General features: G+C 62.0%; 27 protein-coding genes. 11 read left to right on the top strand and 16 right to left on the bottom strand.

Features of this window, described 5'->3' with window-relative positions:
* Positions 1 to 38 precede the first annotated feature (38 nt).
* Positions 39 to 1,649 (top strand): acyl-CoA synthetase, encoded by a 1,611-nt coding sequence (locus CIW50_RS15130; protein WP_149532033.1) that lies wholly within the window; start codon positions 39 to 41, stop codon positions 1,647 to 1,649.
* An 82-nt stretch (positions 1,650 to 1,731) separates the two neighbouring features.
* Here CIW50_RS15130 and CIW50_RS15125 read toward each other — a convergent pair whose 3' ends face one another.
* Genes CIW50_RS15125 through CIW50_RS15115 form a run of 3 tightly spaced genes read right to left on the bottom strand, consistent with a single transcriptional unit; the run spans position 1,732 to position 3,020 of the window.
* Positions 1,732 to 2,250 (bottom strand): SRPBCC family protein, encoded by a 519-nt coding sequence (locus CIW50_RS15125; protein WP_149532032.1) that lies wholly within the window; start codon positions 2,248 to 2,250, stop codon positions 1,732 to 1,734.
* Between the two features lie 10 nt (positions 2,251 to 2,260).
* Positions 2,261 to 2,713: an SRPBCC family protein gene (locus CIW50_RS15120; RefSeq protein ID WP_149532031.1), complete on the bottom strand. Its 453-nt coding sequence runs from the start codon at positions 2,711 to 2,713 to the stop codon at positions 2,261 to 2,263.
* Positions 2,706 to 3,020, bottom strand: coding sequence for an ArsR/SmtB family transcription factor (locus CIW50_RS15115; protein ID WP_149532115.1), 315 nt, complete (start codon positions 3,018 to 3,020; stop codon positions 2,706 to 2,708). The genes CIW50_RS15120 and CIW50_RS15115 overlap by 8 nt, the downstream gene beginning before the upstream one ends.
* Before the next feature lie 109 nt (positions 3,021 to 3,129).
* Between CIW50_RS15115 and CIW50_RS15110 the strand changes: the two genes are divergently transcribed.
* Both CIW50_RS15110 and CIW50_RS15105 read left to right on the top strand, forming a co-directional pair.
* Positions 3,130 to 3,747 carry a LysE family translocator gene (locus CIW50_RS15110; protein ID WP_149532030.1) on the top strand — a complete coding sequence of 206 codons (618 nt, stop codon included), beginning with the start codon at positions 3,130 to 3,132 and terminating at the stop codon, positions 3,745 to 3,747.
* Between the two features lie 69 nt (positions 3,748 to 3,816).
* On the top strand, positions 3,817 to 4,791 hold the full coding sequence (locus CIW50_RS15105; RefSeq protein ID WP_246664278.1) for a DUF3592 domain-containing protein: 975 nt from the start codon (positions 3,817 to 3,819) through the stop codon (positions 4,789 to 4,791).
* A 48-nt stretch (positions 4,792 to 4,839) separates the two neighbouring features.
* On the opposite strand, the gene CIW50_RS15100 is transcribed toward CIW50_RS15105, so the two are convergent.
* Entirely contained in the window at positions 4,840 to 5,643 is an 804-nt protein-coding gene (locus CIW50_RS15100; protein WP_149532029.1) for an N-formylglutamate amidohydrolase, read from the bottom strand.
* Between the two features lie 102 nt (positions 5,644 to 5,745).
* On the opposite strand from CIW50_RS15100, the gene CIW50_RS15095 reads away from it, so the two are divergent.
* Positions 5,746 to 6,654 carry a transglutaminase family protein gene (locus CIW50_RS15095; protein WP_149532113.1) on the top strand — a complete coding sequence of 303 codons (909 nt, stop codon included), beginning with the start codon at positions 5,746 to 5,748 and terminating at the stop codon, positions 6,652 to 6,654.
* Between the two features lie 8 nt (positions 6,655 to 6,662).
* Positions 6,663 to 7,058, top strand: a complete 396-nt coding sequence (locus CIW50_RS15090) for a gamma-glutamylcyclotransferase family protein (RefSeq protein WP_149532028.1) — start codon at positions 6,663 to 6,665, stop codon at positions 7,056 to 7,058.
* On the opposite strand, the gene CIW50_RS15085 is transcribed toward CIW50_RS15090, so the two are convergent.
* The 4 genes from CIW50_RS15085 to CIW50_RS15070 form a co-directional block, all read right to left on the bottom strand.
* Entirely contained in the window at positions 7,055 to 8,272 is a 1,218-nt protein-coding gene (locus tag CIW50_RS15085; RefSeq protein WP_149532027.1) for an MFS transporter, read from the bottom strand. The two genes, CIW50_RS15090 and CIW50_RS15085, sit on opposite strands and share 4 nt — an antisense overlap.
* A gap of 298 nt (positions 8,273 to 8,570) precedes the next feature.
* Positions 8,571 to 8,891, bottom strand: coding sequence for a BrnA antitoxin family protein (locus CIW50_RS15080; RefSeq protein ID WP_149532026.1), 321 nt, complete (start codon positions 8,889 to 8,891; stop codon positions 8,571 to 8,573).
* Positions 8,833 to 9,162, bottom strand: a complete 330-nt coding sequence (locus CIW50_RS15075; protein WP_149532025.1) for a BrnT family toxin — start codon at positions 9,160 to 9,162, stop codon at positions 8,833 to 8,835. The genes CIW50_RS15080 and CIW50_RS15075 overlap by 59 nt, the downstream gene beginning before the upstream one ends.
* Positions 9,163 to 9,278: 116 nt before the next feature.
* Entirely contained in the window at positions 9,279 to 9,836 is a 558-nt protein-coding gene (locus CIW50_RS15070; protein ID WP_149532024.1) for a chlorite dismutase family protein, read from the bottom strand.
* Positions 9,837 to 10,101: 265 nt separating this feature from the next.
* On the opposite strand from CIW50_RS15070, the gene dnaG reads away from it, so the two are divergent.
* The 3 genes from dnaG (at position 10,102) to CIW50_RS15055 (ending at position 15,308) form a co-directional block, all read left to right on the top strand.
* On the top strand, positions 10,102 to 12,138 hold the full coding sequence (gene dnaG / locus CIW50_RS15065; RefSeq protein ID WP_149532023.1) for a DNA primase: 2,037 nt from the start codon (positions 10,102 to 10,104) through the stop codon (positions 12,136 to 12,138).
* Positions 12,139 to 12,384: 246 nt separating this feature from the next.
* A complete protein-coding gene (gene rpoD, locus CIW50_RS15060; RefSeq protein ID WP_149532022.1) occupies positions 12,385 to 14,514 on the top strand; it encodes an RNA polymerase sigma factor RpoD in 2,130 nt (709 codons plus the stop codon).
* A gap of 383 nt (positions 14,515 to 14,897) precedes the next feature.
* Positions 14,898 to 15,308, top strand: a complete 411-nt coding sequence (locus tag CIW50_RS15055; RefSeq protein ID WP_149532021.1) for a DUF4345 domain-containing protein — start codon at positions 14,898 to 14,900, stop codon at positions 15,306 to 15,308.
* Positions 15,309 to 15,638: 330 nt separating this feature from the next.
* Here the strand turns inward: CIW50_RS15055 and CIW50_RS15050 are convergent, their stop codons facing one another.
* The gene (locus tag CIW50_RS15050; RefSeq protein WP_149532020.1) at positions 15,639 to 15,875 is read right to left on the bottom strand and encodes a hypothetical protein; all 237 of its coding nucleotides are present in this window, start codon (positions 15,873 to 15,875) and stop codon (positions 15,639 to 15,641) included.
* A gap of 784 nt (positions 15,876 to 16,659) precedes the next feature.
* Here CIW50_RS15050 and CIW50_RS15045 point away from each other — a divergent pair.
* Both CIW50_RS15045 and CIW50_RS15040 read left to right on the top strand, forming a co-directional pair.
* The gene (locus CIW50_RS15045) at positions 16,660 to 17,484 is read left to right on the top strand and encodes a lytic murein transglycosylase (RefSeq protein WP_172980338.1); all 825 of its coding nucleotides are present in this window, start codon (positions 16,660 to 16,662) and stop codon (positions 17,482 to 17,484) included.
* Between the two features lie 286 nt (positions 17,485 to 17,770).
* A complete protein-coding gene (locus tag CIW50_RS15040) occupies positions 17,771 to 19,000 on the top strand; it encodes a GGDEF domain-containing protein (RefSeq protein WP_149532019.1) in 1,230 nt (409 codons plus the stop codon).
* Between the two features lie 18 nt (positions 19,001 to 19,018).
* Here CIW50_RS15040 and CIW50_RS15035 read toward each other — a convergent pair whose 3' ends face one another.
* Positions 19,019 to 19,525, bottom strand: coding sequence for a hypothetical protein (locus CIW50_RS15035; protein WP_149532018.1), 507 nt, complete (start codon positions 19,523 to 19,525; stop codon positions 19,019 to 19,021).
* A 166-nt stretch (positions 19,526 to 19,691) separates the two neighbouring features.
* Here CIW50_RS15035 and CIW50_RS15030 point away from each other — a divergent pair, with 166 nt between their 5' ends.
* The gene (locus CIW50_RS15030; RefSeq protein ID WP_149532111.1) at positions 19,692 to 20,219 is read left to right on the top strand and encodes a DUF4112 domain-containing protein; all 528 of its coding nucleotides are present in this window, start codon (positions 19,692 to 19,694) and stop codon (positions 20,217 to 20,219) included.
* A 40-nt stretch (positions 20,220 to 20,259) separates the two neighbouring features.
* Here the strand turns inward: CIW50_RS15030 and CIW50_RS15025 are convergent, their stop codons facing one another.
* From CIW50_RS15025 to CIW50_RS15000, 6 genes are all read right to left on the bottom strand, one after another.
* A complete protein-coding gene (locus CIW50_RS15025; RefSeq protein WP_149532017.1) occupies positions 20,260 to 20,556 on the bottom strand; it encodes a hypothetical protein in 297 nt (98 codons plus the stop codon).
* A 245-nt stretch (positions 20,557 to 20,801) separates the two neighbouring features.
* Entirely contained in the window at positions 20,802 to 21,182 is a 381-nt protein-coding gene (locus tag CIW50_RS15020) for a hypothetical protein (RefSeq protein WP_149532016.1), read from the bottom strand.
* 166 nt (positions 21,183 to 21,348) lie between these two features.
* Positions 21,349 to 21,762, bottom strand: coding sequence for a peptide-methionine (R)-S-oxide reductase MsrB (msrB, locus tag CIW50_RS15015; protein ID WP_149532015.1), 414 nt, complete (start codon positions 21,760 to 21,762; stop codon positions 21,349 to 21,351).
* Between the two features lie 91 nt (positions 21,763 to 21,853).
* Positions 21,854 to 22,513 (bottom strand): peptide-methionine (S)-S-oxide reductase MsrA, encoded by a 660-nt coding sequence (msrA, locus tag CIW50_RS15010; protein ID WP_502707490.1) that lies wholly within the window; start codon positions 22,511 to 22,513, stop codon positions 21,854 to 21,856.
* Between the two features lie 274 nt (positions 22,514 to 22,787).
* Positions 22,788 to 23,180, bottom strand: a complete 393-nt coding sequence (locus tag CIW50_RS15005) for a BA14K family protein (protein WP_149532013.1) — start codon at positions 23,178 to 23,180, stop codon at positions 22,788 to 22,790.
* Between the two features lie 119 nt (positions 23,181 to 23,299).
* Positions 23,300 to 24,409: an ATP-dependent DNA helicase gene (locus tag CIW50_RS15000; protein WP_093759443.1), complete on the bottom strand. Its 1,110-nt coding sequence runs from the start codon at positions 24,407 to 24,409 to the stop codon at positions 23,300 to 23,302.
* Between the last annotated feature and the right edge of the window lie 70 nt (positions 24,410 to 24,479).

Here is a 24,479-nt window from a genome sequence, read left to right as displayed (position 1 = left end):
CGAGAAGAAGCAAGCGAGGCCGCAGGGAGCCGCCTGCCATGCTGGTCGAAACCACGGATTATGAGACGCTCGCCCGCAATTTCCGCTGGGATGTGCCGGAGCGATTCAACATCGCGACGGTGGCCTGCGACCGTCATGCCGACGGCAGTGGGCGGCTGGCGCTGATCTATGTGGATGAGGACCGCGGCACGCATCGTTTCTCCTTCGACGAGATGCAGGCTTTCTCCCGCAGCTTCGCCAATGTGCTGAAGGCAGATGGCCTGCAGCGCGGCGACCGCATTGCGGTGTTTTTGTCGCAATCGGTGGAATTGCCGATCGTGCATCTCGCCGCGTTCCGTTCGGGTCTGGTCTCGGTGCCGCTGTTCACGCTGTTCGGCGAGGACGCGCTGGAATTCCGCCTTGCCAATTCCGGGGCCAAGGCCATCGTCACCGACGCGAGTGGTTGGGACAAGTTGTCGAAAATCCGCGAGCGGCTGCCTCATTTACAAGATATCTACGTCACGGACAGTGCACCGCATGCCGGCGCCAAACCGTTCTGGTCGGCAATCGAGGCGGCGTCCGAAGACTTCACCACGGTCGATACGTCCTGCGACGATCCCGCGATCATCATCTACACGTCAGGCACCACAGGAAATCCCAAGGGCGCGTTGCATGCGCATCGGGTGCTGCTCGGTCATCTGCCCAATGTGGAGATGGTACACGGCTTCTTCCCGAAACCGGGCGATGTCTACTGGACGCCGGCGGACTGGGCCTGGATCGGCGGACTGTTCGATGCGCTGTTCCCGGCCTGGTATCATGGCGTGCCCATCGTCGGCTATCGCGCCAGGAAATTCGAGCCGGAGGCGGCGATGCAGCTGATGGCCGATCACAAGATACGCAACGTGTTCTTGCCGCCGACGGCGCTGAAGCTGATGCGCCAGGCAAACGTCAAACATGATGGCGTGAAGCTGCGCAGCATGCTCACCGGCGGGGAGTCGCTCGGCGCCGAATTGCTGGACTGGGTGCGCAACACGTTCGGCATCGACGCTCATGAGATCTACGGACAGACCGAGTGCAATCTCGTGGTCGGCAACAATGCCGATCTGTTTCCGATCAGGCCGGGATCGATGGGCAAGCCGACGCCGGGCTTCGATGTGCGCATCGTCAACGAGCAGGGCGAGGAGCTGCCGCGTGGAGAGCGCGGGATTGTGGGCGTGCGCCAGCCCAATCCCTGCACCATGCTCGGCTACTGGCAGAACCCCGAAGGCACCGCAAAGAAATTCGCGGGCGAATTCTTGCTCACCGGCGATCTCGGCATCCAGGATGACGACGGTTACTTCTGGTATGTGTCGCGCGAAGACGACGTGATCACCTCCGCCGGCTATCGCATCGGCCCGTCGGAGATCGAGCACACACTGCTGAAACATCCGGCGGTGGCGCTGTCGGCAGTGGTCGGCATTCCCGATCCGATCCGTACCGAAGCCGTGAAGGCGTGGATCGTGCTGCGCCCGGGCTTTGAACCGAGTGACAAACTGGCGCGCGAGCTGCAGGACTTTGTGAAGTCGCAACTCGCTGCGCACGAATATCCGCGCTACGTGCAGTTTGCGGAGAGCCTGCCGATGACGGCAACGGGCAAGGTGCTCAGGCGGGAGTTGCGGGCGCTGGGGTAGTTCTTAACCTCTCCCCGCCCCCGTGCGAAGCGAAGCTTCGCTAGGCGGGGAGAGGGAGCGCACGACCGGCGCACGTCGCCACTCACATCCCCGGCATTTTGATCCCCATCTCCTTCAGTGCCGCCAGCAGTTTCAGCGGCGGCTCCATCTGGATCGCGGGGACCTTGCCCGTTTCCAGCAAACTCTTCAGGCTCGACAGGATCGCCGGCCAGCCTGCGCGTCCGCCCGACAGGATGTCGTCGCTGAGTTCGCGATCATGCGATTGCGTCAGTGTCAGCTTCACAGCTTCGCCGGTTGGCTCGATGTCGTAACTCACCAGCGTGGAGCCCAGCGCCTCGATAAGTCCCGGCCAGTTGACGTCCCAGGTGATGACAAGTTTGCGCGGCGGATCGCAGATAATCACCTCGCCTGAGATATGCAGTGATCCGTCCGGCATCAGCACCCTGAACGTGCCGCCGACTTTCTCCTCAAGCTCCACGGCAAAGCCGGAAAAATACTGCCGGCTGAATTCCGCCGAGGTCAGCGCCTGCCAAACTTTCTCCGGTGTGGAGGCGATATAAATCGTGTAGACGAACGCGGGTTTGAACGTGCTGATATCCATCGGCTACTCCTTACGTTTCGCTCGTCGGGTCGAGCGACAGTGGTTGCCCGGTTTCGAGGAAGGTCTTCAGGCTGGCGAACACCATCGGCCAGCCACCGGAGATGCTCGGCAACACTTTGCTCTGCTCCGCAAAGTCCTGATGTGTGACGGTGAGTTTGACCACCTTGCCGCGCGGTTCGAGATCGAGCGTGACGCGAGACGGCTTCTCCCTGGCCATGTCGTCGTCATAGATCGGATGCCAGCTATATGAGATCCGGCGCGGTGGATCGGATTCCAGGATCACGCATTCATCCATCACCACGCCACCCTTGCCGAGCGTCATCGGCGAACCGACTTTCCAGTCGCTATCGAGGCGGTAACCGAACCAGTAGCGCTCGGTGAAGTCGCCGTTCGTCAGTGCCTGCCAAAGCTTGTCAGGCGTGGTCTCGATGAAAGTGACGTAAACAAATTCCGGCTTACTCATCACGCGTCTCCAACTGTCGTTTTAACTCGCTGAGGGCGGCGAGCTTGCCGCGCTCGAATTTTCTGATCCACCGCTCGCCGATCTCGTGGATCGGGACGGGATTGATGTAATGCAGTTTCTCGCGGCCATGCCTGATGGTGGCGACGAGATTGGCCGCTTCCAGAATTGCAAGGTGCTTGGTCACGGCTTGCCGTGACATCTCCAGTCCGTCGCAGAGCTCGTTCAGCGTCTGGCCGTTCTTTGCATGAAGCCGGTCCAGCAATGAGCGCCGCGACGCGTCGGCCAGTGCCTTGAAGACCTCATCCATGTCAGGATAATAGGCAACCAAATGGTTGCATGTCAAGCGGTGCCTTTGTTTACCCTGCTGCGTGGGCTAGGCTGCGCCAACCAACAAGCCGCCTCGTGAGAGAAACGCCATGTCGCTTCAGGTCTATCTCGCCTTTGTCGCTGCCTGCATCGCGCTGGCGCTGCTCCCCGGCCCGAACGTCACGCTGGTGATCGCCAACGGGCTGCGTTACGGCACGCGCGCGGCGATGATCAGCATTGCCGGCACGCAAGCAGGGCTTGCCGTGGTGATCGGCATCGTCGCGCTCGGGCTTGCGACACTGATGGCCACCATGGGCTACTGGTTTGACTGGGTGCGCTTTGCCGGCGCTGCCTATCTGGTGTGGCTCGGCATCAAGATGGTCCGCGCGCCGGTCGAGGGCATCGACGCGGATACGCCGCCGGCGCCGCCCCGCGGCGGGTTCTTCCTGCAGGGCATGATGGTGCTGCTGAGCAATCCGAAGGTGCTGGTGTTCTTCGGCGCCTTCATTCCGCAATTCGTCGACATGGAAAAGAACCATATCGTTCAGGTTGCGATCCTTGGCGCGACTTTCATGGTGACGGCGGCACTGACGGACATGGTCTATGCCGTGGCGGCTGGCCGCGCGCGACAATTCTTCTCGGCGCGGCGGACGCGTTTGCTATCGCGCATCTCCGGCGGCTTCATGATCGGCGGCGGTGTCTGGCTGGCGCTGACGCGAGCCCGCTGAACCTTACGCCGCGTCCGCACGTCCAACGATCTGAGGGCGCCGCCGGCGTTCGTGCCGCAAGGATCCGCCGTGCCCGACATTCCCTGGTTCGTCTATGCAATGTTGCTGGCGCCGTTCGGCCTGATCCTGGTCGCCGCCGGCTATAAATATCTGCAGGTCCGCGCCGCCAGCGACTGGCCATCCACCTTCGGCAAGGTGATCGTCTCGACGTCCGAAGTGCGTAACGTCGAGGTGCTCGACGACACGCGCGAGGAGCGCAAGCGCACCGAGCAGCGCAACTTCGCGAATATCGTTTACGAATACACCGTCAGCGGACAGAAACTCACGAACAACCGCGTCGAGATCGGCGAGAACCGCGGCAACTTTGAAGTCGCCGAGACGATCGCCCGCTATCCGGTTGGCACCGCGGTGATGGTCTATTACAACCCGCGACATCCGCGCGATGCCGTACTCGATCGCGAGATGCCGAAGGGCATTGGCGGCTGCCTTGGCATCGCTGCCATCATCGTGCTGGTGATCGTGGTCGGCGGCGTCTTTGGCGCCGCCCGCATTAACGAACTCATTGCCGCACATCTTGCCGATCCGAAAGTGTCCCCGATTGTGACGGCGCTTTGCGGGTTCGGCTTCCTCGTTGCCTTGTTCGGGCTGGCGCTACACCGGCAGGCGTCGCTGGCGCGGAAGTGGCCGGTGGTGCCCGGCATCGTCAAACTGGGAGCGCCCGAGACCTATGTGAGTCGGGATAGCGACAGCGGTCGCAGCGGGGCGGTGATGCAGACCCGGAACGTGCAGTACAATTATCGTTTCAAGCACGTCGCCTATATCGGGTCCGCCGGAAGCCTGAGCACCAGCAATCCGAATCCGCCGCCATGGCAGTTGCGGCTGTTCGGAATGGACTACAAGAACGGCGACGCGGTGAAGGTCTTCGTCAATCCCGACAATCCGTCCGATTCGACACTGCGTCCCGGTGGTGGTGCGGCCTATTTCCTGTGGGCGGTCGCAGCGGGATTTGTGGCGGTGGCTTATTTCATCGGGACGCACGGCTAGGCACCTCATGCCGCGCAGATGCATTGGCAGCTACGGCGGCATCAAAGCCTACAGATGCGACGTGCGCGGCGTGATCAGCGTCGCCTCGATCTCGGTGAAGATGCGCGTGAGCCGCTCCGCCCATTCGGTCTGGCCGCCCGGGTCGGTGATCAGGTCCTGCCGGATCTCGATGCCTGTGTTCATCAGCCCGCGCTTCTCGCCATGGACGGGGATCGTGTAGTCGGTCGCATCCGACACCGCATAGGGTTCGTTGTCGCCCACCACCAGATCGGCTTCGGCACGCAGATGATGCAGCAACAGCGGCGGCAGTCTGGTGTCGCGCTGATACAGCGTGCCGATATGCCAGGGCCGGGGAATGCCGGCATAGACCGGCGTAAAGCTATGCAGCGACACCAGCACTGTCGGCTGGCCGCTCGCCAGCCTGGCATCGATCACCTCATCGATGCGCCGATGATACGGATCGAAGATCAGTTCGCGCCGGCGCGCTTTGTTGTCCTGCGTGAGGCCGTCATTGCCCGGCACCGTGGTCGCTTCGCTGATCAGCGGAATCGAACTCACTGCGTCCGGCGGCCGGTTGCAGTCGATCACCAGCCGTGAATAACGCTGCGCCACGAGATGCGCGTTCAGCGCCCTGGCCATCTGCTCGGTGACGCCGGCGATGCCGATATCCCAGGCGATATGCCGTGTCAGCTCACTCTCGGGCAGGCCGAGATCGCCGAGCATGTCGGGAATCAACCGGCCGTAGTGATCGCAGGTCAGGAGAAAAGGGGACGTTCCCCGGCTGTTGAGCTCCAGTACCGGAGGAACCTCCTCTGGCCCGAGGCGTAGAACTGTGTCCTGATGGCTGTCCAAGGCTTTTTCCCAAATCTGCCTAACGATGCGGCATCCCGGCCTTCCGCAAAAGATTCTTCCGTATAAATTACTCGGGACAAATCACGCATGAACGATCCATTGATGCCCCTGCTCACGATTCATCACAAGACCGAATATCGCTACGCGCATCCCGTCGCGTTCGGCGAACACCGGATCATGCTGCGGCCGCGCGATGGCCACGATCTGCGCATGCTCGATGGCAAGCTCGAGATCACGCCGGAGCCGCTGTCGTTGCGCTGGATCCATGACGTGTTTGGCAATTCGGTGGCGATTGCGACCTTCGACGAGCACGCGCGCAAACTGACCTTCGTATCCACCGCGACCATCGAGCATCTGCCGTCGGACGAGTTCGCGCTGACGGCGGACGACAAGGCCTATTTCTATCCGTTCCTGTATGACGCCGAGGAACTGCCGGATCTGCAGGAGTTCATCCGCCCGCAATATGGCGATCCCGATGGCGAACTCGCCGCATGGGCGCGCGGGTTTCTCGATCCGCAGGGCCGCACGCCGACCTTCAACATTCTCTCCGGCATGACGCTCGGCATCCGCAAGCAGTTCGCCTATCGCAAGCGCTATGAACACGGCACGCAGCATCCGCTGGATACGCTGCAGACCAAGTCCGGCACCTGCCGCGATTTCGCGCTGTTCATGATCGAGGCGCTGCGCCGGCTTGGCATCGCCGCGCGGTTCGTGTCGGGCTATCTGTTCATCCATGGCGACCGCGAGCACAATTATGTGGGCGGTGGTTCGACGCATGCCTGGGTGCAGGTCTATCTGCCGGCCGCGGGCTGGATCGAATTCGATCCGACCAACGGCATCATCGGCAGCAAGGATCTCATTCGCGTCGCCGTGGCGCGCGATCCGCGCCAGGCGGTGCCGCTGCACGGCACCTATATGGGCTCGGCCGATGCGTTTCTCGGCATGGATATCAGCATCAATGTTGTCTCTGCCGGCGACGATATCGCCGCAGCGCTGGCCGAGAAAGCTTAGCTGACGTCATGCCTGATCTTGTTTTTGTCTATGGCACACTGATGCGCGGCTTCGATCATCCGATGTCGAAACTGCTGTCATCCGGTGCGGATTTTCTCGGCGAAGCCTCGTGCCGCGGCAAGCTGTACATGGTCGCGCATTATCCGGGCTTGCTGTATTCCGACGATGCGAATGACATCGTGTTCGGCGAGCTGTTTCGGCTGCGCAAGCCGGATGAACTGATGGCCGCGCTCGATGACTATGAGAGCGTCGGCCCGGATCATCCGCAGCCGACGCTTTATCTGCGCGAGCGGATCGCTGTGACGCTCGCCGATGGCAGCACCAGCGAAGCCTGGACCTATATCTACAACAAGCCGGTCGATGAAACGAAGCGCATCAAGTCGGGCAGATTTCTCGCGCCCTAACCAGCCTGCTTGCGGCTCGCCACTTCCAGCCCGAATAACGCGAGCGCCACCAGCGATGCGCAGATGCCGATGATCGCGATCATCGACGTGCCGCCTGATGCCACCGCGAACCCGCTGAAGCCCGAACCGACCGCGCCGCCGAAAAACGCGCAAGCGAGAAACAGCGCGTTGAGCCGGCTGCGGATATGGCCGGCGAGGGCGTAGATCGCGCGCTGTCCGGCCACGACATTACCCTGTGTGCCGGCATCGATCAGGATGCCTGCGATCACGAACAGCGTCACGGCCGTCGCGCCGCCGGTGTGGCCGCCGATCCAGGTCAGGACAAAACTCACCAGCACCAGCAGCATGGCCGTGACGGTCACGAGATCGCCGCGGCCGCGATCGGCGAGGCGTCCCGCAAGCGGCGCCACCAGCGCGCCGCCGGCACCGGACAGCAGGAAGGCAGACATGGCGATATGGCCGAACGAAAATGGCGGCTGGTCCAGCACCAGCGGCATCGCCGTCCAGAACAGGCTGAAGGACCCGTAGAGCAGGCATTGATAGGCCGAGCGCTGTTGCAGCACCCGCGTGGTCAGCATCAGGTCCCACAGCGAGTGGATCAGCGTCGTATAAGTCAATTCATGCTTCGGTTGCCGACGCGGCAGCGCGACCACCATCAGTGCGAACACGCCGCACATCAGCACCGCGGACATTACGAACACGGCGCGCCAGCCGAACGAGCCGGCTACCATGGTGGCCAGTGGCCGTGACAGCAGGATGCCGAACAACAGCCCGCTCATCACGGTGCCGACGATCTGGCCGCGAATGCGCTCGGGCGCGAGATGCGCCACGACAGGCAGGATCATCTGCGTGCCCACGGCGGCGACGCCGAGCAGCAATGTCGAGGCGATGAAGATACTTGCGGTGGGTGCGGCGGCCGCGATCAGCAGGCTCACGATCAAGCAGCCCAGCGTGATCAGGATCAGCCGCTTGTTTTCGACGAGATCACCGAGCGGCACGAGAAACAGCAGCCCGAGCACATAGCCGAACATCACCATAGTGAGCATGATGCCGGCGGACGACAGGTCGAGCCCGAAGCTCTCGCTGATCTGTCCCACCAGCGGCTGCGCGTAATAGATATTGGCGACGGTGACGCCGCAGGCGACGGCAAAGGAAAAAATCAGCCAGCCGCCGGGACCGGAGTCGCGTGCGGCGTGTTCGGACGATGAGGGCATGAAGGCTTTCAGGCGGGCGGGGCGGTGGGAGATATATGGCGCATGCGATGCCATGCCAGAAGTGCGGCGTCTTGAATGGGAGCCATGCAGGTTGGATGTTTGGGCCTCGCCGGGCGGTTGACGTGGCGAATAACCCGCCGTCATTCCGGGTGCGTGCGCGCAGCGCAGGCGAACCCGGAATCCCGATATGGCCTGGCGCTGCCGGAGACTCCGATGTCAAGATTCCGGGTTCGGCCCCGCCGTTTTCGGCGCCGGTCACTCAGCCGCTCCTATGTAGTGGCGGGGAATGACAGGAAAGCTATGCCCGTTTCTTCGGCTTCGGTTTTGCCATCTGCTGCATGTAGGACCGCAGCACCGCGTTCATACGGCCCTGATAGCCGTCGCCCTCGCTCTTGAAGAAATCCAGCACGTCTTCATCAATGCGGATGGAGATGGCCTTCTTCTTGGCGGGTATAACGAGAGTACCTTTGGACCAGTCTATATCAATGGAAGCTGCGTCGGGATCATCCGCAACAGCCTTCGCGATGTCTTCATCGGTGAGCTTGTCGACACGGGCCCAGTCAGTCTTGCCCTTGCGACGATCGCCCCATTTCCTGGTTACGATATTCTCTTTCTTCATTTTTCCTCGCGCGCCGCGCTGAGATAATTTGGATAACGCTGCCGCGTCGCGTGAAGACGACGGCAATCAGTCTGTTTTCCGCTTCTCCAATGGCAAGCCAGCGCTCTTCATCATTTCTGTTTGACTGACGAACCACGACAGGTCCGTAGAAAACTTCGCTGGCATCGTCGAACGCGATGCCGTGCTTGGCTAGATTTGCTGTGCTTTTATTGTCATCCCATTCGAAAGAGTCGGGAGCGATGAACTCGCCAGCTGGTTCTTCGTCAGCCATGTTGTGGCACCCAAACTAGGTTTCCTACACATCTGGATGTTTCCTAATAGGTGGTCACAATCGACCGGGTTTAACTAAGTGGATTGTATATACAATCGTATACCCGTGATGTCAATTTAAACCGCCACCTTCACCACCCGCACATCCATCTCGCGCTCCACATAGCTCCACTCTTCCGTCTCGCGCAGGCCGCCGACGAGATCCTCGAAGCTCTGCGCATGTTCCGGCGCATATTCGAACCAGGTGAGGAAATCGAAGGGCTCGCCGAGATCGCGGGAATGGTAGAGCTGCCGCGCGATGGCGGGCAGGTATTTGAGGCTGTCGGCGATGTGGCGGGATTTGTCCTCGAAAATCCGGCGCCGCTCGTTCTGGGTCATGTCCCACCACGCCGCGTTCTTTTTGATCGGGATCAGCGCGCCGTGCGTGGCTTCCGGGCGGCCGAGGCCGGCCTGTGCCGCAACCAGCGCGATCTTCTCGGTGCGCTCGACATAGCGGACATGACTGGTGACGCCGGCGAGGCGCCATGATGTCTGCGAGGGCAGCAGGGGGAGCGAGATGGCGTCGGCATGGGTGATCGAGAGCGCGGCCACAGGTTTCAGCGTCTCGCCTGTGACGGGCGAGATCGAAATCACCTGCCATGCACCGGTATTACCGCCTCGGAAGGTCGTGAACATGGGATATGAGAGCGTGGAACCGGGGTGAGTTCAAGCGGCTTCTGTGCGCCACGCACTCGCCATTCCCGGTTCGCCCGCGCGAAGGGGCGCGTGCGCCCCGGAATGACGAGCTTATTTTCGCCTGTGAATAGCGGGCGCAAGAACCGCAGGTTCAAATCTGCTCCCGGAAAACCTATATCCATGGTCGGCTGGGCCAAGGCCCAGGACAGGCTCAAATCTAGGCCGGCAATACCGATTTAACCCGATCGACCCATAACAACACTCCATGCGCTTCACGCCTCAATTCCTCGACGATCTGCGTGCCCGGCTTCCGGTTTCGGAAGTCGTGAGCAAGCGCGTCAAGTTGAAGAAGGCCGGGCGCGAATGGAAAGGCCTGTCGCCGTTCCAGCAGGAGAAGTCGCCGTCGTTTTTCGTCAATGACGAGAAGGGATTTTATCACGACTTCTCGTCGGGCAAGCACGGCGACATCATCAATTTCGTGATGGAAACCGACGGCTGCGCGTTCCCGGAGGCCGTGGAGCGGCTGGCGCAGATGGCTGGCGTGGCGCTGCCGGCGGCGACGCCGGATGCCGCGCGCCACGAGCAGCGCCGCAAGACGCTGTATGACGTGATGGATCTCGCCGCAAAGTTCTTTGCGGAGACGCTGGTGGGGCGCGATGGCGCGCGGGCGCGGGGCTATCTGGCCGATCGCAGCATCACGCCTGCGGTGCAGTTGCAGTTCGGCATGGGCTTTGCGACCGAAAACCGTTTTGCGCTGAAGGAATATCTCGGCGCCGCCGGCATTCCCGTGCCCGATATGATCGAGGCCGGCTTGCTGATCGCAGGCGACGATATCCCGGTGCCCTATGACCGGTTCCGCGATCGCGTGATGTTTCCGATTGTGGACGCCCGCGGGCGTGTCATCGCCTTCGGCGGCCGTGCGATGAAGAAGGATGCGCCGGCGAAGTATTTGAATTCGCCGGAAACCCCGCTGTTTCACAAGGGCGACAATCTCTACAACCTGCCGATGGCGCGAAAGGCCGCGCATGACGGCGCGCCGCTGGTGGTGGTCGAAGGCTATGTCGACGTCATCGCCATGGTCGGCGTCGGCTTTCCCGGTGCGGTTGCGCCGCTCGGCACGGCGCTGACCGAGAACCAGTTGCAATTGCTCTGGCGCATGGCCGACGAGCCGATCCTGTGTTTTGACGGCGACAAGGCCGGGCAGAAGGCGGCGTGGCGCGCGGCGGAGCTGGCGCTGCCGCATCTCAAGCCCGGCAAGAGTTTGCGCTTTGCGCTGCTGCCCGAAGGGCAGGACCCTGACGACCTCGCACGCTCGGGCGGGCGCGCGGCGATCGAGGATGTGATCGCTGCATCCGGCTCGCTGTCGGATCTGATCTGGGGGCGCGAGATCGGCGCCGGTGACTTCCGGACGCCGGAGCGCCGCGCGGCGCTGGAAGCCCGCATCAACGAATTGTCCAATGGCATCCGCGACGATGTCGTGAAGAAATACTACCGCCAGGACATGACCGAGCGGCTGCAGCGCGCCTTCGGCGGCGCCCCAAGAAACTTCGGTGGCAACTTCGGCGGCAATTATGCTGGTGGCGGCGGTTTCCGCGGCGGCGCCGGTGGTGCCGGCGGTGGTTTCGCCCGCGGGCCAAAGGCGTTCACGCCGGGGCCGGCCGGGCGAATCAGTGGCGGCGGGCGCGGTAATGCCTCTGCGGCGAGCCAAACCATCCACAGGGGCCCCTATCAGGTGGTCAGTCCACAGCTCGCGACCTCCTCGATCATGCGCGGCCAGCGCAGCGCCATTTCCCGGCGCGAGGCGCTGATCGTGCAGTCGCTAATCAACCACCCCTGGCTGCTGCATGACCGGCTGGAGGAGGTGGCGGCGCTGGAACTCGCCCATCCCGAGATGCACAGGCTGCGCGCCGGCATCATCGCGGCCTTTGCCAACGAGCATCATCACGGCGATGAAGCCGAGCAAAGTGCGGAAATGCGTTCAGATCTGGTTAAAGCCGGATATTCCGAGCAATTACAACATGTTGAGCAGGCGGTCACGACCCAGGCGGTGTGGGCGGCGCGGCCCGGTGCGGCCCGCGAGGACGTTCTTTCCACCTGGACCCAGCTCGTTGCCTTGCATCGCCAGTGGCACTCATTACTTAGGGAGCTTAAAGACGCGGAGCTTGCTCTGGGCGCGGAGCAGAACGACACCAACTACGGCTGGTTGCGCGATGTGAAGGCCCGACTGGCTGAAGTGGACGGGATCGAGGCCCTGATCGAGGGTTTCGGGGAGTCATCAGGACGGTTCCAGCGCAACACATGATGCACTTTGCTGCGGATGGTGCTTGGGCATGCCGCGAAAAGACTCGCCAAACCCATGGTTTGGCTGCAGAAACAGGGTTAATCCGGGCTTAAGGCTCTCTCGTTAAGGGTCTGGGCTAGTGCGAAAACCGTGAAGACGACATCGGGGTGGCGAAAGACAAGCGCCGCCCTTTGTGCGTCAACCGGTGACGATGAATGATAGCGGGGCGGTGACGCCCCCGGCGTGAGCGCGTTTCAGGAGCATTGAATGGCCACCAAGGCAAAGACGCTGCAGACCAAGGACAAGGAAAAAGACGACAAGGCAGCTGATGCCCCGGAGAAGGACTCTGCTGAAGCGCCGTCGCCTTTGCTCGACCTGTCCGACGCTGCCGTCAAGAAGATGATCAAGCAGGCCAAGAAGCGTGGCTTCGTGACCTTCGATCAGCTTAACGACGTCTTGCCTTCTGATACCACCTCGCCTGAACAGATCGAAGACATCATGTCGATGCTCTCCGACATGGGCATCAACGTCTCCGAGAACGAAGACAACGACGGCGAGGAAGAGAGCAAGGACGACGACGACGATACCGACAACGAACTCGTCGAAGTCACCCAGAAGGCCGTCACCGAAGTCAAGAAGTCGGAGCCCGGCGAGCGCACCGACGATCCCGTCCGCATGTATCTGCGCGAGATGGGCACCGTCGAGCTGCTGTCGCGCGAAGGCGAAATCGCCATTGCGAAGCGCATCGAGGCCGGCCGCGAGGCGATGATCGCAGGTCTCTGCGAAAGCCCGCTGACCTTCCAGGCCATCATCATCTGGCGCGATGAACTCAACGAAGGAAAGATCTTCCTTCGCGACATCATCGATCTCGAAGCGACTTACGCCGGTCCCGACGCCAAGAACAACATGAACCCGGCGCTGATCGCCCCGCCCACCGGCGATGGCGAAGCTGTGGCCGAAGGCGCCGAAGCTGTCGCCGCGCCGCCCGCTGCGCCGCCGTCCGCCACCCCGTTCCGTCCCGCCCCGCCGCGTTCGGCGCCTGCTGCGGCACCCGCCGGTGAGAGCACGTCGGAAAGCGCTGCTGACGGCGACATGGACGACGACGAGTTCGAGAACCAGATGTCGCTCGCCGCCATCGAGGCCGAGCTGAAGCCGAAGGTGGTCGAGACCTTCGACAAGATCGCCGACAGCTACAAGAAGCTGCGCAAGCTGCAGGAACAGGACATCGCGAACCAGCTCGAGAGCGCCTCGCAGGGTCCCTCGCTGTCGCCGTCGCAGGAGCGCAAGTACAAAAAGCTCAAGGACGAGATCATCGTCGAGGTGAAGTCGCTGCGCCTCAACCAGGCGCGTATCGATTCACTCGTCGAGCAGCTCTACGACATCAACAAGCGCCTCGTGTCGTTCGAAGGTCGCCTGCTGCGCCTCGGCGACAGCCACGGCGTCGCGCGCGAGGACTTCCTGCGTAACTATCAGGGTTCGGAGCTCGATCCGCGCTGGCTCAACCGCGTCTCGAAACTCTCGGCCAAGGGCTGGAAGAACTTCGTCGCCATCGAGAAGGACCGCATCAAGGAACTGCGCGGCGAAATCCAGCAGCTCGCAGCCCTCACGGGTCTTGAGATCGGCGAATTCCGCAAGATCGTGCACGGCGTGCAGAAGGGCGAGCGCGAAGCCCGCCAGGCCAAGAAGGAGATGGTGGAAGCCAACCTCCGTCTCGTGATCTCGATCGCCAAGAAGTATACGAACCGCGGCCTGCAGTTCCTGGATCTGATCCAGGAAGGCAATATCGGCCTGATGAAGGCCGTCGACAAATTCGAATATCGCCGCGGCTACAAGTTCTCGACCTATGCGACCTGGTGGATCCGGCAGGCAATCACGCGTTCGATCGCCGACCAGGCCCGCACCATCCGCATTCCCGTGCACATGATCGAGACGATCAACAAGATCGTGCGTACCTCGCGCCAGATGCTCAACGAGATCGGCCGCGAGCCGACCCCGGAAGAGCTCGCCGAAAAGCTCGGCATGCCCTTGGAGAAGGTCCGCAAGGTTCTCAAGATCGCCAAGGAGCCGCTGTCGCTCGAAACCCCCGTGGGTGACGAGGAAGACTCGCATCTCGGCGACTTCATCGAGGACAAGAACGCGATCCTGCCGATCGACGCGGCGATCCAGTCTAACCTGCGCGAAACCACCACGCGCGTGCTGGCCTCGCTCACCCCGCGCGAAGAGCGCGTGCTGCGCATGCGCTTCGGCATCGGCATGAACACCGACCACACGCTGGAAGAAGTCGGCCAGCAGTTCTCGGTGACTCGTGAGCGTATCCGCCAGATCGAAGCCAAGGCGCTGCGCAAGCTCAAGCACCCCTCGCGGTCGCGCAAGCTGCGCTCGTTCCTGGATAACTAACAGTCGCTTTCGATCGTTTGATCCTTCTGATGATGCCCGGCCAGCGCGAAGCAAGCTTCGCTAGATGCGCCGGGCATTTTCGTTGGTGCGTGCCGTACGTCTGTACGCCGCCGGCGACCCTGACCCGCCTTTCAGAAAGGGCGTTGCGACGAAACAGGTGATGTCGGCCATGACGCGCTCGTCGTTTGAGGTGTATGGCTGCAAGTATGTTCTTGTTTTGTTCTTAATGTCAAGAGGCTTCGCGGCCCCGCTTCCTTCACCGCGCCCCGCCGCGTGCAGCGGCACGTAGGGGTGCGCGGCCGGTGCGCGACACGCCCTTTGATGGAGGCTCACCGCACGCTAGCGTCGCGCATTGCTCTATTCATTTTCAAAAGGACATTGCCATGACGTCGCTCGCCCCGATGCTGCTCAGTCAGCGCGTTGCCCAGGTCTGCCTGTTTCTGGTCGGTGCCATCGCCATCTTCGGCGGCTCGCTGCAGATGTATCTCGGCCAGCCCGAGACGGCGCCGCGGCTCGACAACGTGCATCGCTTCATGGGCGGCATCTATCTGATGTCGGGCGTCATGGGCCTGTGGGCGGCCTCGACCATTCGCGACCACAACACGCTGATCTTCCTGATGGCGGCGACGGTATTTGTCGGCGGCCTCGGCCGCGTGCTGTCTATCTCGAAAGTCGGCCTGCCCGAACCGCATGTCGTGTGGATCACCTATCTCGTGCCGGAGCTGGTGCTCCCGTGGATCATCATCGCGGCGCAGGTGATGACGAACAGGCAGATGGCGGGTGGGGCGGGGTGAGGATGGCTCAGAGTGGGTGAATCGAATGTGGAATCCCGTCCCATAATACTGCGCTATTTCCCATGCGCTGACGCTTTCCGTGGCAGTACATGCCAATTTCTCGCTGCAAAGAATTGGTCACAGCTTATGATTTTTGTAGCGAAGCGATGAATACGTCGGCGCTACCCGTAAAGCTGCTTACAACTTTTGACTTCACTTCAAACTTTAGAAAGTAACCATCTCTAGATGCGCGACGATAAAGACATGCTTCCTAGTCGCAGTCTCCCCAAACGGAAAACGGCCGGGACAAGCCCGGCCATTTCAAATTCAGATGCAGATAGAGCGAAGTCCCTACTTCTTCTTCGCGCCCACCCGCTCGACGCTCTTGATCTCCAGCGCCGGACGGCCGGACTTCTCGGCGATCTCGCGGTCCTGCTCGGCGATGGCGGCCTTGGCCGGCTCATCCCCCTCGAGGCCGCCCAGCAGTTCGCTGGGCACGCGGCGGTTGGAGCGCTGCGAGCCGTCTTCATAGAAGACGTTGAAAAAGGCGAATTCGCCTTTGGGATTGGTACCGGGTTTCTTGGCCATGGCGGTTAAGTGGGCGATGGCGCGGCCGAAGTCAAAGCCTCATCGCGCAAAGCGTGCATGCATCTGTGGGCAAAGCGGGCAGGGGTTACCGGCGAGACGCGCCGCCGCCGGCCGAGCCTGAATGTTCACTTTTCGTTCTTGACGATTTCGGAACAAGGATTATTATCCCCTCCGTCCTGCCCCACCGAGAGGGGCGATCGCGATCGTCACGTTCGCGGGGTGGGATGCGGTGGGCGCCGGAGATGCGGCGTCACGCGGTTCATGGGGGACGTCTGTCTTCGGGCAGGACGGATCTGCGCCAGCACTGCCACTGGCAAGGAGACGGCCGGCCTTGAGATGGAAAGACCCTCTGGACAGTGTGACGGACGACTTCATCCGAGGCGTTCGGTTCTTGGCTGCGCTAATCCGACTTCATCGCAATGGAGTCTAATAATGATGGGTCTGAGGGTTCATCTGGAAAGCCGGGCAACCCGTCAAACACCGCGTGCGGAACGCCGGGCACTTTCTTGCCCTGCGCCTCCGAAAGTCCTGATGCATTATCCTTGCGGAAGACCGCATCGCATCAGGCCCAAGGGTGCAACGGGCACCCGGCGTTCCGCGCGCCCTCTCAACAGAGGGCGGGAATGCAGGAGACGACGGCGCCCCCGCGCCGCAAACAACAGGGGCGATGTCGCATGTCTGCCGCTATGTCCGTTGCAGGAGATCCGGCGCAGCAGAGCAGGCGCCGTTGTTCGGACACACCGGTCATGCCACACTCCGGTATCGCCAACCCAGCAGGTTTTTCATGACTCGTATCACCGCCATTGCCATTGCCGCTGTGTCCTTTGCCGCACTCGCGCTCTCGCCCACGGCCTCGCAGGCCGCCAAATGCGGCGGCGATTTCCAGGGTTTTATCGCGGCCATGTCGCAGGAGGCGGCCGCCGCCGGCGTGTCGCAGGGGGTGATATCGCAGGCCTTTGCCGGCGTGACGCAGGACCCCGCGGTGCTGTCGTTCGATCGTCGCCAGCGCGGCACGTTCAACAAGACTTTCGAGCAATATGTCTCGACCCGCGTCGGCCAGGGCCGCATCTCGATGGGCCTGCAGATGATGCAGCGCCACGCCTCGCTGCTGTCGCGCATCGAGCAGCGCTTCGGCGTGCCGCCGCAGATCGTGGTGGCGATCTGGGGCCTCGAGTCGGATTTCGGCAAGGGCGACATCGGCAAGATGCCGGTGATCCGCACGCTCACCACCATGGCGCATGACTGCCGCCGCACCGAACTGTTCCAGGGCGAGCTGATCGCGGCGCTGAAGATCCTGCAGCGCGGCGACCTGCCGTTGCGCGACCTGATCGGTGCCTATGCGGGCGAGCTCGGCCAGACGCAATTCCTGCCGTCGAGCTACATCAAATACGGCGTCGATTTCGACGGCAACGGCCATGTCGATCTCCGCCATTCAGTGCCTGACGTGCTGGCCTCCACCGCGAACCTGCTGCACACGTCGGGCTTCAAGGGCGGCCAGCCCTACGGCGAAGGCACGGCGAATTTCGAGGCGATGCGCGAGTGGAACAGGGCCACGATCTATCGCAAGACTATCGGCTATTTCGCCGATCGCCTGGCGGCCGGCCGATAGGCCACGGGGCGCCAGGCTGAGGGGCGCGCGGCGTTAAGGTTTCGTTAAGCCGCGCGGTCGCTGGGCGAACCTGGGGAACCTTGATGGTGAAGGTCGGATTAACCCATTCCCTTTCACTCTTTCAAAACCACACTGGGGATTATCCGCCGCGAGTCAGCTTCCGTTAAGCGTCACCGCTGCATTTTACGTCCCGGCGGGACTGAGTGGTGGACTTGGTGGTGGACGTGATGACGGGGATCAACAGCAGCGCACAGACGTCCGACGCACTGCGTGGCGGGGTCGACCCATGTTGAACGTCGGCACGCTGTTCACGGTATTCACCGTAAACTTTTTGGCCCTCGGCGTGGTCTGGGCCTATGTGGCCACCAGCTATCCCAACCTGCGCGCCGCGCGTTACTGGACCGCAGCCGCGTTGACCGCGGCGCTCGGCACCGGCGTCTCGGTGCTGCGCAGCACCGATGTCCATCCGCTGATCCCCATCATGCTCGGCGGCGGTCTTTTGCTGTTCGCCACCAGCCTCGCCACCATCGGCATGAACCAGTTCTACGGCCGCCCGGCCGGATGGCGTCTGCAAGTGGCGATCGTCGGCGTCGCCGTGGCCGGATTGCTGCTGTTCACGCAGTGGCACGACAACATGGCGATACGCGTGCTGATCTATTCCGCCGGCCAGTCGATCACCGTCGCCATGACCGTGCCGCTGTTGTTGTCGCGCAAGGACGGCGGCGGCAATGCCGGCGCCCGTCTGGCCGGCTGGCTCGCCATCTCGCTCGTCGTCGCGCATGTCATGCGTTCGGCCGCCGCGCTGGCGCAGATCGGCGGCGGCATGACCTTTGCCAATTTCAACAGTGTCCAGGCCATGATGGTGCTTGTGCTGGTGTTCCTGGCGATGTCGTGGAATTTCGGATTCCTGCTGATGGCCATCGATCGCCTGCGCGGCGAAGTCGCCGAACTCGCGCTGGTCGATGATCTCACCGGCGTCGCCAATCGCCGTCATCTGGTGCAGCGTCTCACCGAGGAATGCGCGCTGGCACGCCGCACGCAGAAGCCGTTCGCGCTGCTGGCGATCGATCTCGACGGCTTCAAGGAAATCAATGACGGCCACGGCCATGCCGCCGGCGACCAGTGCCTGCAGCACTTCACGCTGATGACCCAGAGCAAGCTCCGCCCCGGCGATCTCCTGGCGCGTTCCGGCGGCGACGAGTTCTGCATCATCCTGCCGTCCACTACGCTCAATGAAGCGGCCGCCATTGCGCGCCGTATCCTCGAGACCTGCCGCCTCGATGCTGCGGCTTGTGCACCCGGCGATATTCCGATTGCGGCGTCCATCGGCGTTGCGCAGTGGCAGCCGCAAGTCGGGCAATATCCGGAACGGCTGATCGCCGCCGCCGACCAGGCGCTCTATGCCGCCAAGAACGACGGCAAGAACCGCTTCGCCGTCTGCGATCTCGAAGCGCCGTCGATGGTGCCCGATCTCGACATGGATGAAGCGATCGATCGCGCCCGCAAGCTGGCGTGATCGTCCCGCAACCTCAGTTCATGGCCTTGTCGTGGGTAATGTCGATGATCGCGCCGGGCAGGCGAACCGGGCGGCCATGGCGATCCAGCGTGCAGTTGCCGCGCGCGAGGACCCAGCTGATCCGGTCGTTTTTGACCAGCCGATATTCGCATTCATAGGCGCCGCCGCGACGCTCGACTGATCGATCGCCGCCAGCACCCTGGCAATGTCGTCGGGATGGACCGCGGCAAGACACTCCATGCAAGGCAAGCCGCGCGCCGCTACGGTGGGGTCGATATTGAAAAAGTTCGCGCTGCCAGTGTCGAGATAGCTGCGGTCGTTGCTGATGTCCCAGTCCCAGATTCCGACGATCAGCTCCTTGGCCGCCAGCCGGCGCGGCATCGGAAGTTCGAATGCATCCTCGTCGGCCGTGGTCTTGTAGGCCTCCGCCGCGGCCAGTCGCAGGATGTAGGACAGGAATTCGTGCTTCCGCTCCCGGGCGAAGCTCGCAATATCGAGGCACGCGTCACCCAAGGGTCGTCGCATTCGTCCCATCCCCAGCCGGTTCCCGGCGGCGGAGAATACATTGGGTTCCCGGCATTGTAACCGGCGGTTGGGTGCTTTAGCGACGCCGCTCAATCGCGGGGCGTGCCCGACAGGGCGTGACGCGATGTCGCTTGCGAATTCCGCGTCCAGCCCCCATGTCACGGCCATGGTCAGCACAGGTCAATCAACCACTTACGACGCCGGCCGCCCGCGCACACGGGCGTCATCGGCGCATGGTCCGATCATCGATCAGGATGGTTTTGAGGTTCGGCCGGAGCAACTCCGGCCGGATATGAAGGGCTTCCGGTTCGATTTCGAAGCGGGCGCTAATAATCCATTTGCCAATCTCACGCGCGAGCAACGGCTGGCGCGGCTGGATGCGCTGTCGCAACTGCTCGACGTCGCCTTCGTTCTGCCGGGCACGAAGATCCGCTACGGGATCGATGGTCTGATCGGATTGATTCCGGTGATAGGCGACATCATCACCACGGCGATCTCGCTGTGGGTAGTGCGCGAGGCGCGGGCCCTTGGGGCACCTTGGCACCTCACGACGCGAATGCTGGGCAATGTCGCGCTCGATGGCGCAATCGGCATCGTGCCGTTCGTCGGCGATGCGTTCGACGTCATGTTCCGGGCCAATGTCCGCAACGTCAAAATGCTGCGGAAGTGGCTCGAAAAACAGCCCAGACTCTGATCCAGAGGCTGGGCTGTCTTTAGCTTAACCGGGAAAGATATTACGCCGCGTCTGCGTCTGCGTCTGCGTCGTCGGTCTCAGGCTCGTCGGCGCGCACGCGGCGCTCGAGCGGGAAGTCCTGGCTCTCATAGAGTGAGCGGATGCCGCTCTGATCGAAGCGGGCTTCATCAACCTGGAGATAAGCGCCGTTCAGCGAGTCCGCAGGTAATTCCTCGATCGCAAACTGCACAGCAGCGGCGGCCGTGTCGAAACGACGATAAGCGAAACCAGCGCGCTTTTTCTTGCGGATCGCGGCGGGGAAGAGTTCGGCTGCGGTGTTGTAGCTGAAAGCTGCCATGGTCGGGGACCTCATCTGAATACGCAACGAAACGACGCTTCATTCGCAATGCAGCCGATCCGGCGGCGCGCGGAACATCATTTCAGGACAGACCCTGATATAAGCACGTTTTGGCCGATTGCGACACCTGCGATACAGCATGATGAATCGCAGGCCCGGGCGGTATGGTTGTAATAACTTTGTAATTTAAACAGGTTAGCCGGCGCTCAAGGCATGGGCACCGGCATTGGGCCGCCAATATTTGCCTATTGTCCGGTCATGTCCGGCAGCGGCACGATTTTGAGGGGGGTCGTGTAGGGCTCGACCCGCAGCGCGTCATTCGACATCAGGCCGACCTGCCGCAGCGGGGCCTGTTCGAGCGCACCGGCTTCAGCCTTGCGGACGCTGTACTGCCACGCCGTGAGGGTGCCCTTCTGGACCAGATGCTTGGCAACGCCGCCAGCGTTCTTGGTTTCGAAAGTGGAGAGCTGGTCATCGTTAATGCCGATGATGATCTCGTCCTTGGCGGTGATCACCTTGAACAGCGACACCTTGTCGGTCGCCAGTGCGGGGTGGGACACCAAGCTTTCGAGAATGAGACCCGCAAGTGCAATGCCGAGTAACAAACGGTTCGAACGGGTAGACATCTTGGTACTTTCTTATTCTTCGTCGCAAACGTGCATGCCGCTGAGGCATGTTCAAGTAACAGGCAGTGAGCAAAGCCGCCTATAAAGGAAGTATTGGACAGAAATGCCCCGCGAGACTTCGATGAGTCGCGCGGGGCATGGAAACAGTTCGATACCAGATACGTATTTATTTAGGCTGAAGTTTCAAGGCCGCGGAGTTGATGCAATAGCGCAATCCCGTCGGGCCCGGACCATCGTCGAACACATGTCCGAGATGGCCATTGCACTTGGAACACAGCACTTCCGTGCGGACCATGCCGTGAGTCACGTCGCGTTCTTCGTCGACATGACTTTCTCGTGAGGGCTGCGTGAAGCTCGGCCAGCCGCAACCGGAATCGAACTTGGCATCGGATTCGAACAGCGTCTGGCCGCAGCCGGCGCAAACGAAGGTGCCCGGCGTGTGGTCATGCTCGTACTCGCCGGTGAACGGACGCTCGGTCGCCTTTTCGCGCAGCACCGCATACTGCATGGGGGTCAGTTCGCGGCGCCATTCGGCTTCGCTCTTCTCCACCTTGCCGGGCGTCGTCTTGGTATCGGTCATTGTCTCTCCTTCCCGTTCGGCGTGGCTGCAAGCGCTCAGGTCAGTTGGTGACCTCGGTTAATATATTGACCCGGTCAATTCATTAACCAGGTCAATTCGTGACCTTCGACGCGCTCACCAGCGTCGGCTTCTCGATATAGTTCTGGGCAAAGATCTTCTTCAGGTTCTCGACCTTCGGAATATCGTTATAGGCAATATAGGGCTGGTTGGGGTGCAGCGTCAGGTAGTCCTGATGATAGGCCTCCGCCGGGTAGAAGGCTTCGAGCATTCCGAGCTTGGTGACGATCGGCTTCTTGTAGACCTTCGCGGCATTGAGCTGGGCGATATAGGTTTCGGCCACCTTCTTCTGCTCCGGCGTGGTCGCGAAGATTTCCGAACGATATTGCGTGCCGGAATCCGGTCCCTGGCGATTCAGCTGGGTCGGATCATGCGCGACCGAGAAATAGATCTGCAGGATCTTGCCGTAGCTGATCTTCTGCGGGTCATATTTGATCTCGACCGCTTCGGCATGCCCGGTCGAACCGGTGCTGACCGCGGTGTAATTGGCGGAGCTCTTGGAGCCGCCGGCATAGCCGGACACGGCGTTGACGACGCCTGCGGTGTGCTGGAATACCCCCTGAACGCCCCAGAAGCACCCACCCGCAATCACCGCAGTCTGGATCCCCGTGGTCGCCGATGCGTCAGCCGTCGGTGCGGGAATGATGACGGCCTCTTCGGCAGCGAACGTGGGGGCAACGAGGGAGGTCGACATCGCCAGTGCGCCGGCAACGGCACAGAGCGAGAGGCGGCTGAACAGGGAGCGGCGCATAGCAGGTCCTCTTGGATGATCGATGGCCGGATGGCCGGCAGTCTAGACCGGGCCGCGTGGTTCGCAATCGGCATTTCCGGTCGGCATATCCCAGATACGAAAGAGGATGCCGCTTGTTACGCGCTACCGCACACGAGTTCGTGAGGGTGGACGAGGGATACAAAAAAGCCGCGGAACACATATCCGCGGCTTCCTGTTGGGTGATGACGCTGTCCGCTTATGGGCAGGGATAACGGTTGCCGTCGTTGTTCAGATAGGTGCCTGACGCTGGATCGTAGGAGCGATAGCGCCGCGAGCAATAGGCTGCATTTTGCTGGGCCGCCGCGTTGGCCTGACTGGCGGCAATCGCGCCGCCGATGATCGCACCCGCTGCGAGGCCGCCGATCACGGCGCCGGCGTCGGGTCCCCGGCGATAGCCATAGCCCGGACCGTAGCCATAACGCGGGCCATAACCGTAGCGGCGATAATACTGCACGTTCTCGGTGGCCGACGGTACGGCGCTGGCGAGGCCGGGCTGCGTGATCAGTGGCGCCGACGTCGCCGGCGCCGAAAACGCCAGCGCGCTTGCGCCGATCATCGTGGCCATCGTCAGGATTTTCGCGGGATGCATATCGAACTCCTTCTTATGCGTAAGTGGCCCAAACGTTCGAGTGGCCATATGGTTCCACGATGCATGATGGTCGGAAATGCGTCAGATCAACACATGCGATGGATTGCACAATACGCGCGCTACACCACGATGCTCAAGCGCTTCGCGGCACGGGTGATGCCGGTGTAGAGCCAGCGGGCGCGGCTCTCCTGAAATGCAAAGCTCTCGTCGAACAGGACGACATCATCCCATTGCGAGCCCTGGCTTTTGTGCACGGTCAGCACGTAACCGTAATCGAACTCGTCATAGGGCTTACGCTGCTCCCAGGGCAGCGTTTCGACACCGCCCGAGAAACAGTCGGCGCGCACCGAGACCTTGGTGACCTTGCCGCCGAAGTCCTCGTCGGGGGAAATCCGCATGGTGATGATCTGCGATTTCGACGCCGCGCGCGCCTTCACGCGCCACAGGCCGCCATTGAACAGCACTTTCTTGCGATTGTTGCGTAGGCAGACCAGCTTGTCATTGGCCACCGGCAACAGGTCCTCGATGCCGAGCTTCTGACGCACGCGCATGTTGTAGGCGCGCCGCGTATTGTTGCGGCCGACCAACACCTGATCGGCAGCCATGACGCGGTCCGGATCGAGCGCCTTGCGTGAGACGATTTCGCTCAGACCGTATTGCCCGGGCTGCAGCGAGCGACCCTCGCGCACATCCATCGACATCCGCACGATCGGATCGTGTTCGGCCTGGCGATGCACTTCCGTCAGCATCACGTCGGGTTCGGTCTCGGTGAAAAAGCCGCCGCCCTGGATTGGCGGCAACTGCGCGGGATCGCCGAGCACCAACAGCGGGCAATCGAACGACAATAGGTCGCGGCCGAGTTCGGCGTCCACCATGGAGCATTCGTCGATCACGATCAGCTTGGCCTTCGAAGCCGGCGCATCATCCCACAATTCGAAATTCGGCTGTTCCTCGCCGCTTTCACGGGCGCGGTAGATCAGTGAATGAATCGTGGACGCGCCGTCGCAGCCCTTGTTGCGCATCACCAGCGCGGCCTTGCCGGTGAAGGCCGCAAATTTCACCTCACCATCGACATTATCGGCGACATGCCGCGCCAACGTGGTCTTTCCCGTGCCGGCAAAGCCGAACAGCCGGAACACCTGCGGTGTGCCGTTGCGGCCGGGCTTCGCTTTTAGCCAGTCATCGACTGCTTTCAGCGCGGCATCCTGATGCGGGGTAAAGGTCGGCATTGAGCTATGACTGGCGTCTCGGGGAAGCGGTTCGCAGCCCAATTTGCCGCGACTCACAGGGGCAAGCTAA

The sequence above is a fragment of the Tardiphaga sp. P9-11 genome, from assembly GCF_008329525.1.
Taxonomy (GTDB): domain Bacteria; phylum Pseudomonadota; class Alphaproteobacteria; order Rhizobiales; family Xanthobacteraceae; genus Tardiphaga.
Note: the sequence above shows the minus strand (reverse complement) of the source record. Positions and strands in the feature narration are given on the sequence as shown.

Excerpts from the sequence above, each read along its gene's own strand:
- CIW50_RS15040 (WP_149532019.1), top strand. The coding sequence starts at position 17,771 with ATGTTGAACGTCGGCACGCTGTTCACGGTATTCACCGTAAACTTTTTG.
- CIW50_RS15110 (WP_149532030.1), top strand. The coding sequence starts at position 3,130 with ATGTCGCTTCAGGTCTATCTCGCCTTTGTCGCTGCCTGCATCGCGCTG.
- CIW50_RS15035 (WP_149532018.1), bottom strand. The coding sequence starts at position 19,525 with ATGCGACGACCCTTGGGTGACGCGTGCCTCGATATTGCGAGCTTCGCC.
- msrB (WP_149532015.1), bottom strand. The coding sequence starts at position 21,762 with ATGACCGATACCAAGACGACGCCCGGCAAGGTGGAGAAGAGCGAAGCC.
- CIW50_RS15005 (WP_149532013.1), bottom strand. The coding sequence starts at position 23,180 with ATGCATCCCGCGAAAATCCTGACGATGGCCACGATGATCGGCGCAAGC.
- CIW50_RS15095 (WP_149532113.1), top strand. The coding sequence starts at position 5,746 with ATGCCCCTGCTCACGATTCATCACAAGACCGAATATCGCTACGCGCAT.
- CIW50_RS15000 (WP_093759443.1), bottom strand. The coding sequence starts at position 24,409 with ATGCCGACCTTTACCCCGCATCAGGATGCCGCGCTGAAAGCAGTCGAT.
- CIW50_RS15025 (WP_149532017.1), bottom strand. The coding sequence starts at position 20,556 with ATGGCAGCTTTCAGCTACAACACCGCAGCCGAACTCTTCCCCGCCGCG.
- CIW50_RS15070 (WP_149532024.1), bottom strand. The coding sequence starts at position 9,836 with ATGTTCACGACCTTCCGAGGCGGTAATACCGGTGCATGGCAGGTGATT.
- msrA (WP_502707490.1), bottom strand. The coding sequence starts at position 22,513 with ATGTCGACCTCCCTCGTTGCCCCCACGTTCGCTGCCGAAGAGGCCGTC.
- CIW50_RS15020 (WP_149532016.1), bottom strand. The coding sequence starts at position 21,182 with ATGTCTACCCGTTCGAACCGTTTGTTACTCGGCATTGCACTTGCGGGT.
- CIW50_RS15090 (WP_149532028.1), top strand. The coding sequence starts at position 6,663 with ATGCCTGATCTTGTTTTTGTCTATGGCACACTGATGCGCGGCTTCGAT.
- CIW50_RS15125 (WP_149532032.1), bottom strand. The coding sequence starts at position 2,250 with ATGGATATCAGCACGTTCAAACCCGCGTTCGTCTACACGATTTATATC.
- CIW50_RS15080 (WP_149532026.1), bottom strand. The coding sequence starts at position 8,891 with ATGAAGAAAGAGAATATCGTAACCAGGAAATGGGGCGATCGTCGCAAG.
- CIW50_RS15130 (WP_149532033.1), top strand. The coding sequence starts at position 39 with ATGCTGGTCGAAACCACGGATTATGAGACGCTCGCCCGCAATTTCCGC.
- CIW50_RS15045 (WP_172980338.1), top strand. The coding sequence starts at position 16,660 with ATGACTCGTATCACCGCCATTGCCATTGCCGCTGTGTCCTTTGCCGCA.
- CIW50_RS15030 (WP_149532111.1), top strand. The coding sequence starts at position 19,692 with ATGGTCAGCACAGGTCAATCAACCACTTACGACGCCGGCCGCCCGCGC.
- dnaG (WP_149532023.1), top strand. The coding sequence starts at position 10,102 with ATGCGCTTCACGCCTCAATTCCTCGACGATCTGCGTGCCCGGCTTCCG.
- CIW50_RS15075 (WP_149532025.1), bottom strand. The coding sequence starts at position 9,162 with ATGGCTGACGAAGAACCAGCTGGCGAGTTCATCGCTCCCGACTCTTTC.
- CIW50_RS15050 (WP_149532020.1), bottom strand. The coding sequence starts at position 15,875 with ATGGCCAAGAAACCCGGTACCAATCCCAAAGGCGAATTCGCCTTTTTC.
- CIW50_RS15055 (WP_149532021.1), top strand. The coding sequence starts at position 14,898 with ATGACGTCGCTCGCCCCGATGCTGCTCAGTCAGCGCGTTGCCCAGGTC.
- CIW50_RS15085 (WP_149532027.1), bottom strand. The coding sequence starts at position 8,272 with ATGCCCTCATCGTCCGAACACGCCGCACGCGACTCCGGTCCCGGCGGC.
- CIW50_RS15115 (WP_149532115.1), bottom strand. The coding sequence starts at position 3,020 with ATGGATGAGGTCTTCAAGGCACTGGCCGACGCGTCGCGGCGCTCATTG.
- CIW50_RS15120 (WP_149532031.1), bottom strand. The coding sequence starts at position 2,713 with ATGAGTAAGCCGGAATTTGTTTACGTCACTTTCATCGAGACCACGCCT.
- rpoD (WP_149532022.1), top strand. The coding sequence starts at position 12,385 with ATGGCCACCAAGGCAAAGACGCTGCAGACCAAGGACAAGGAAAAAGAC.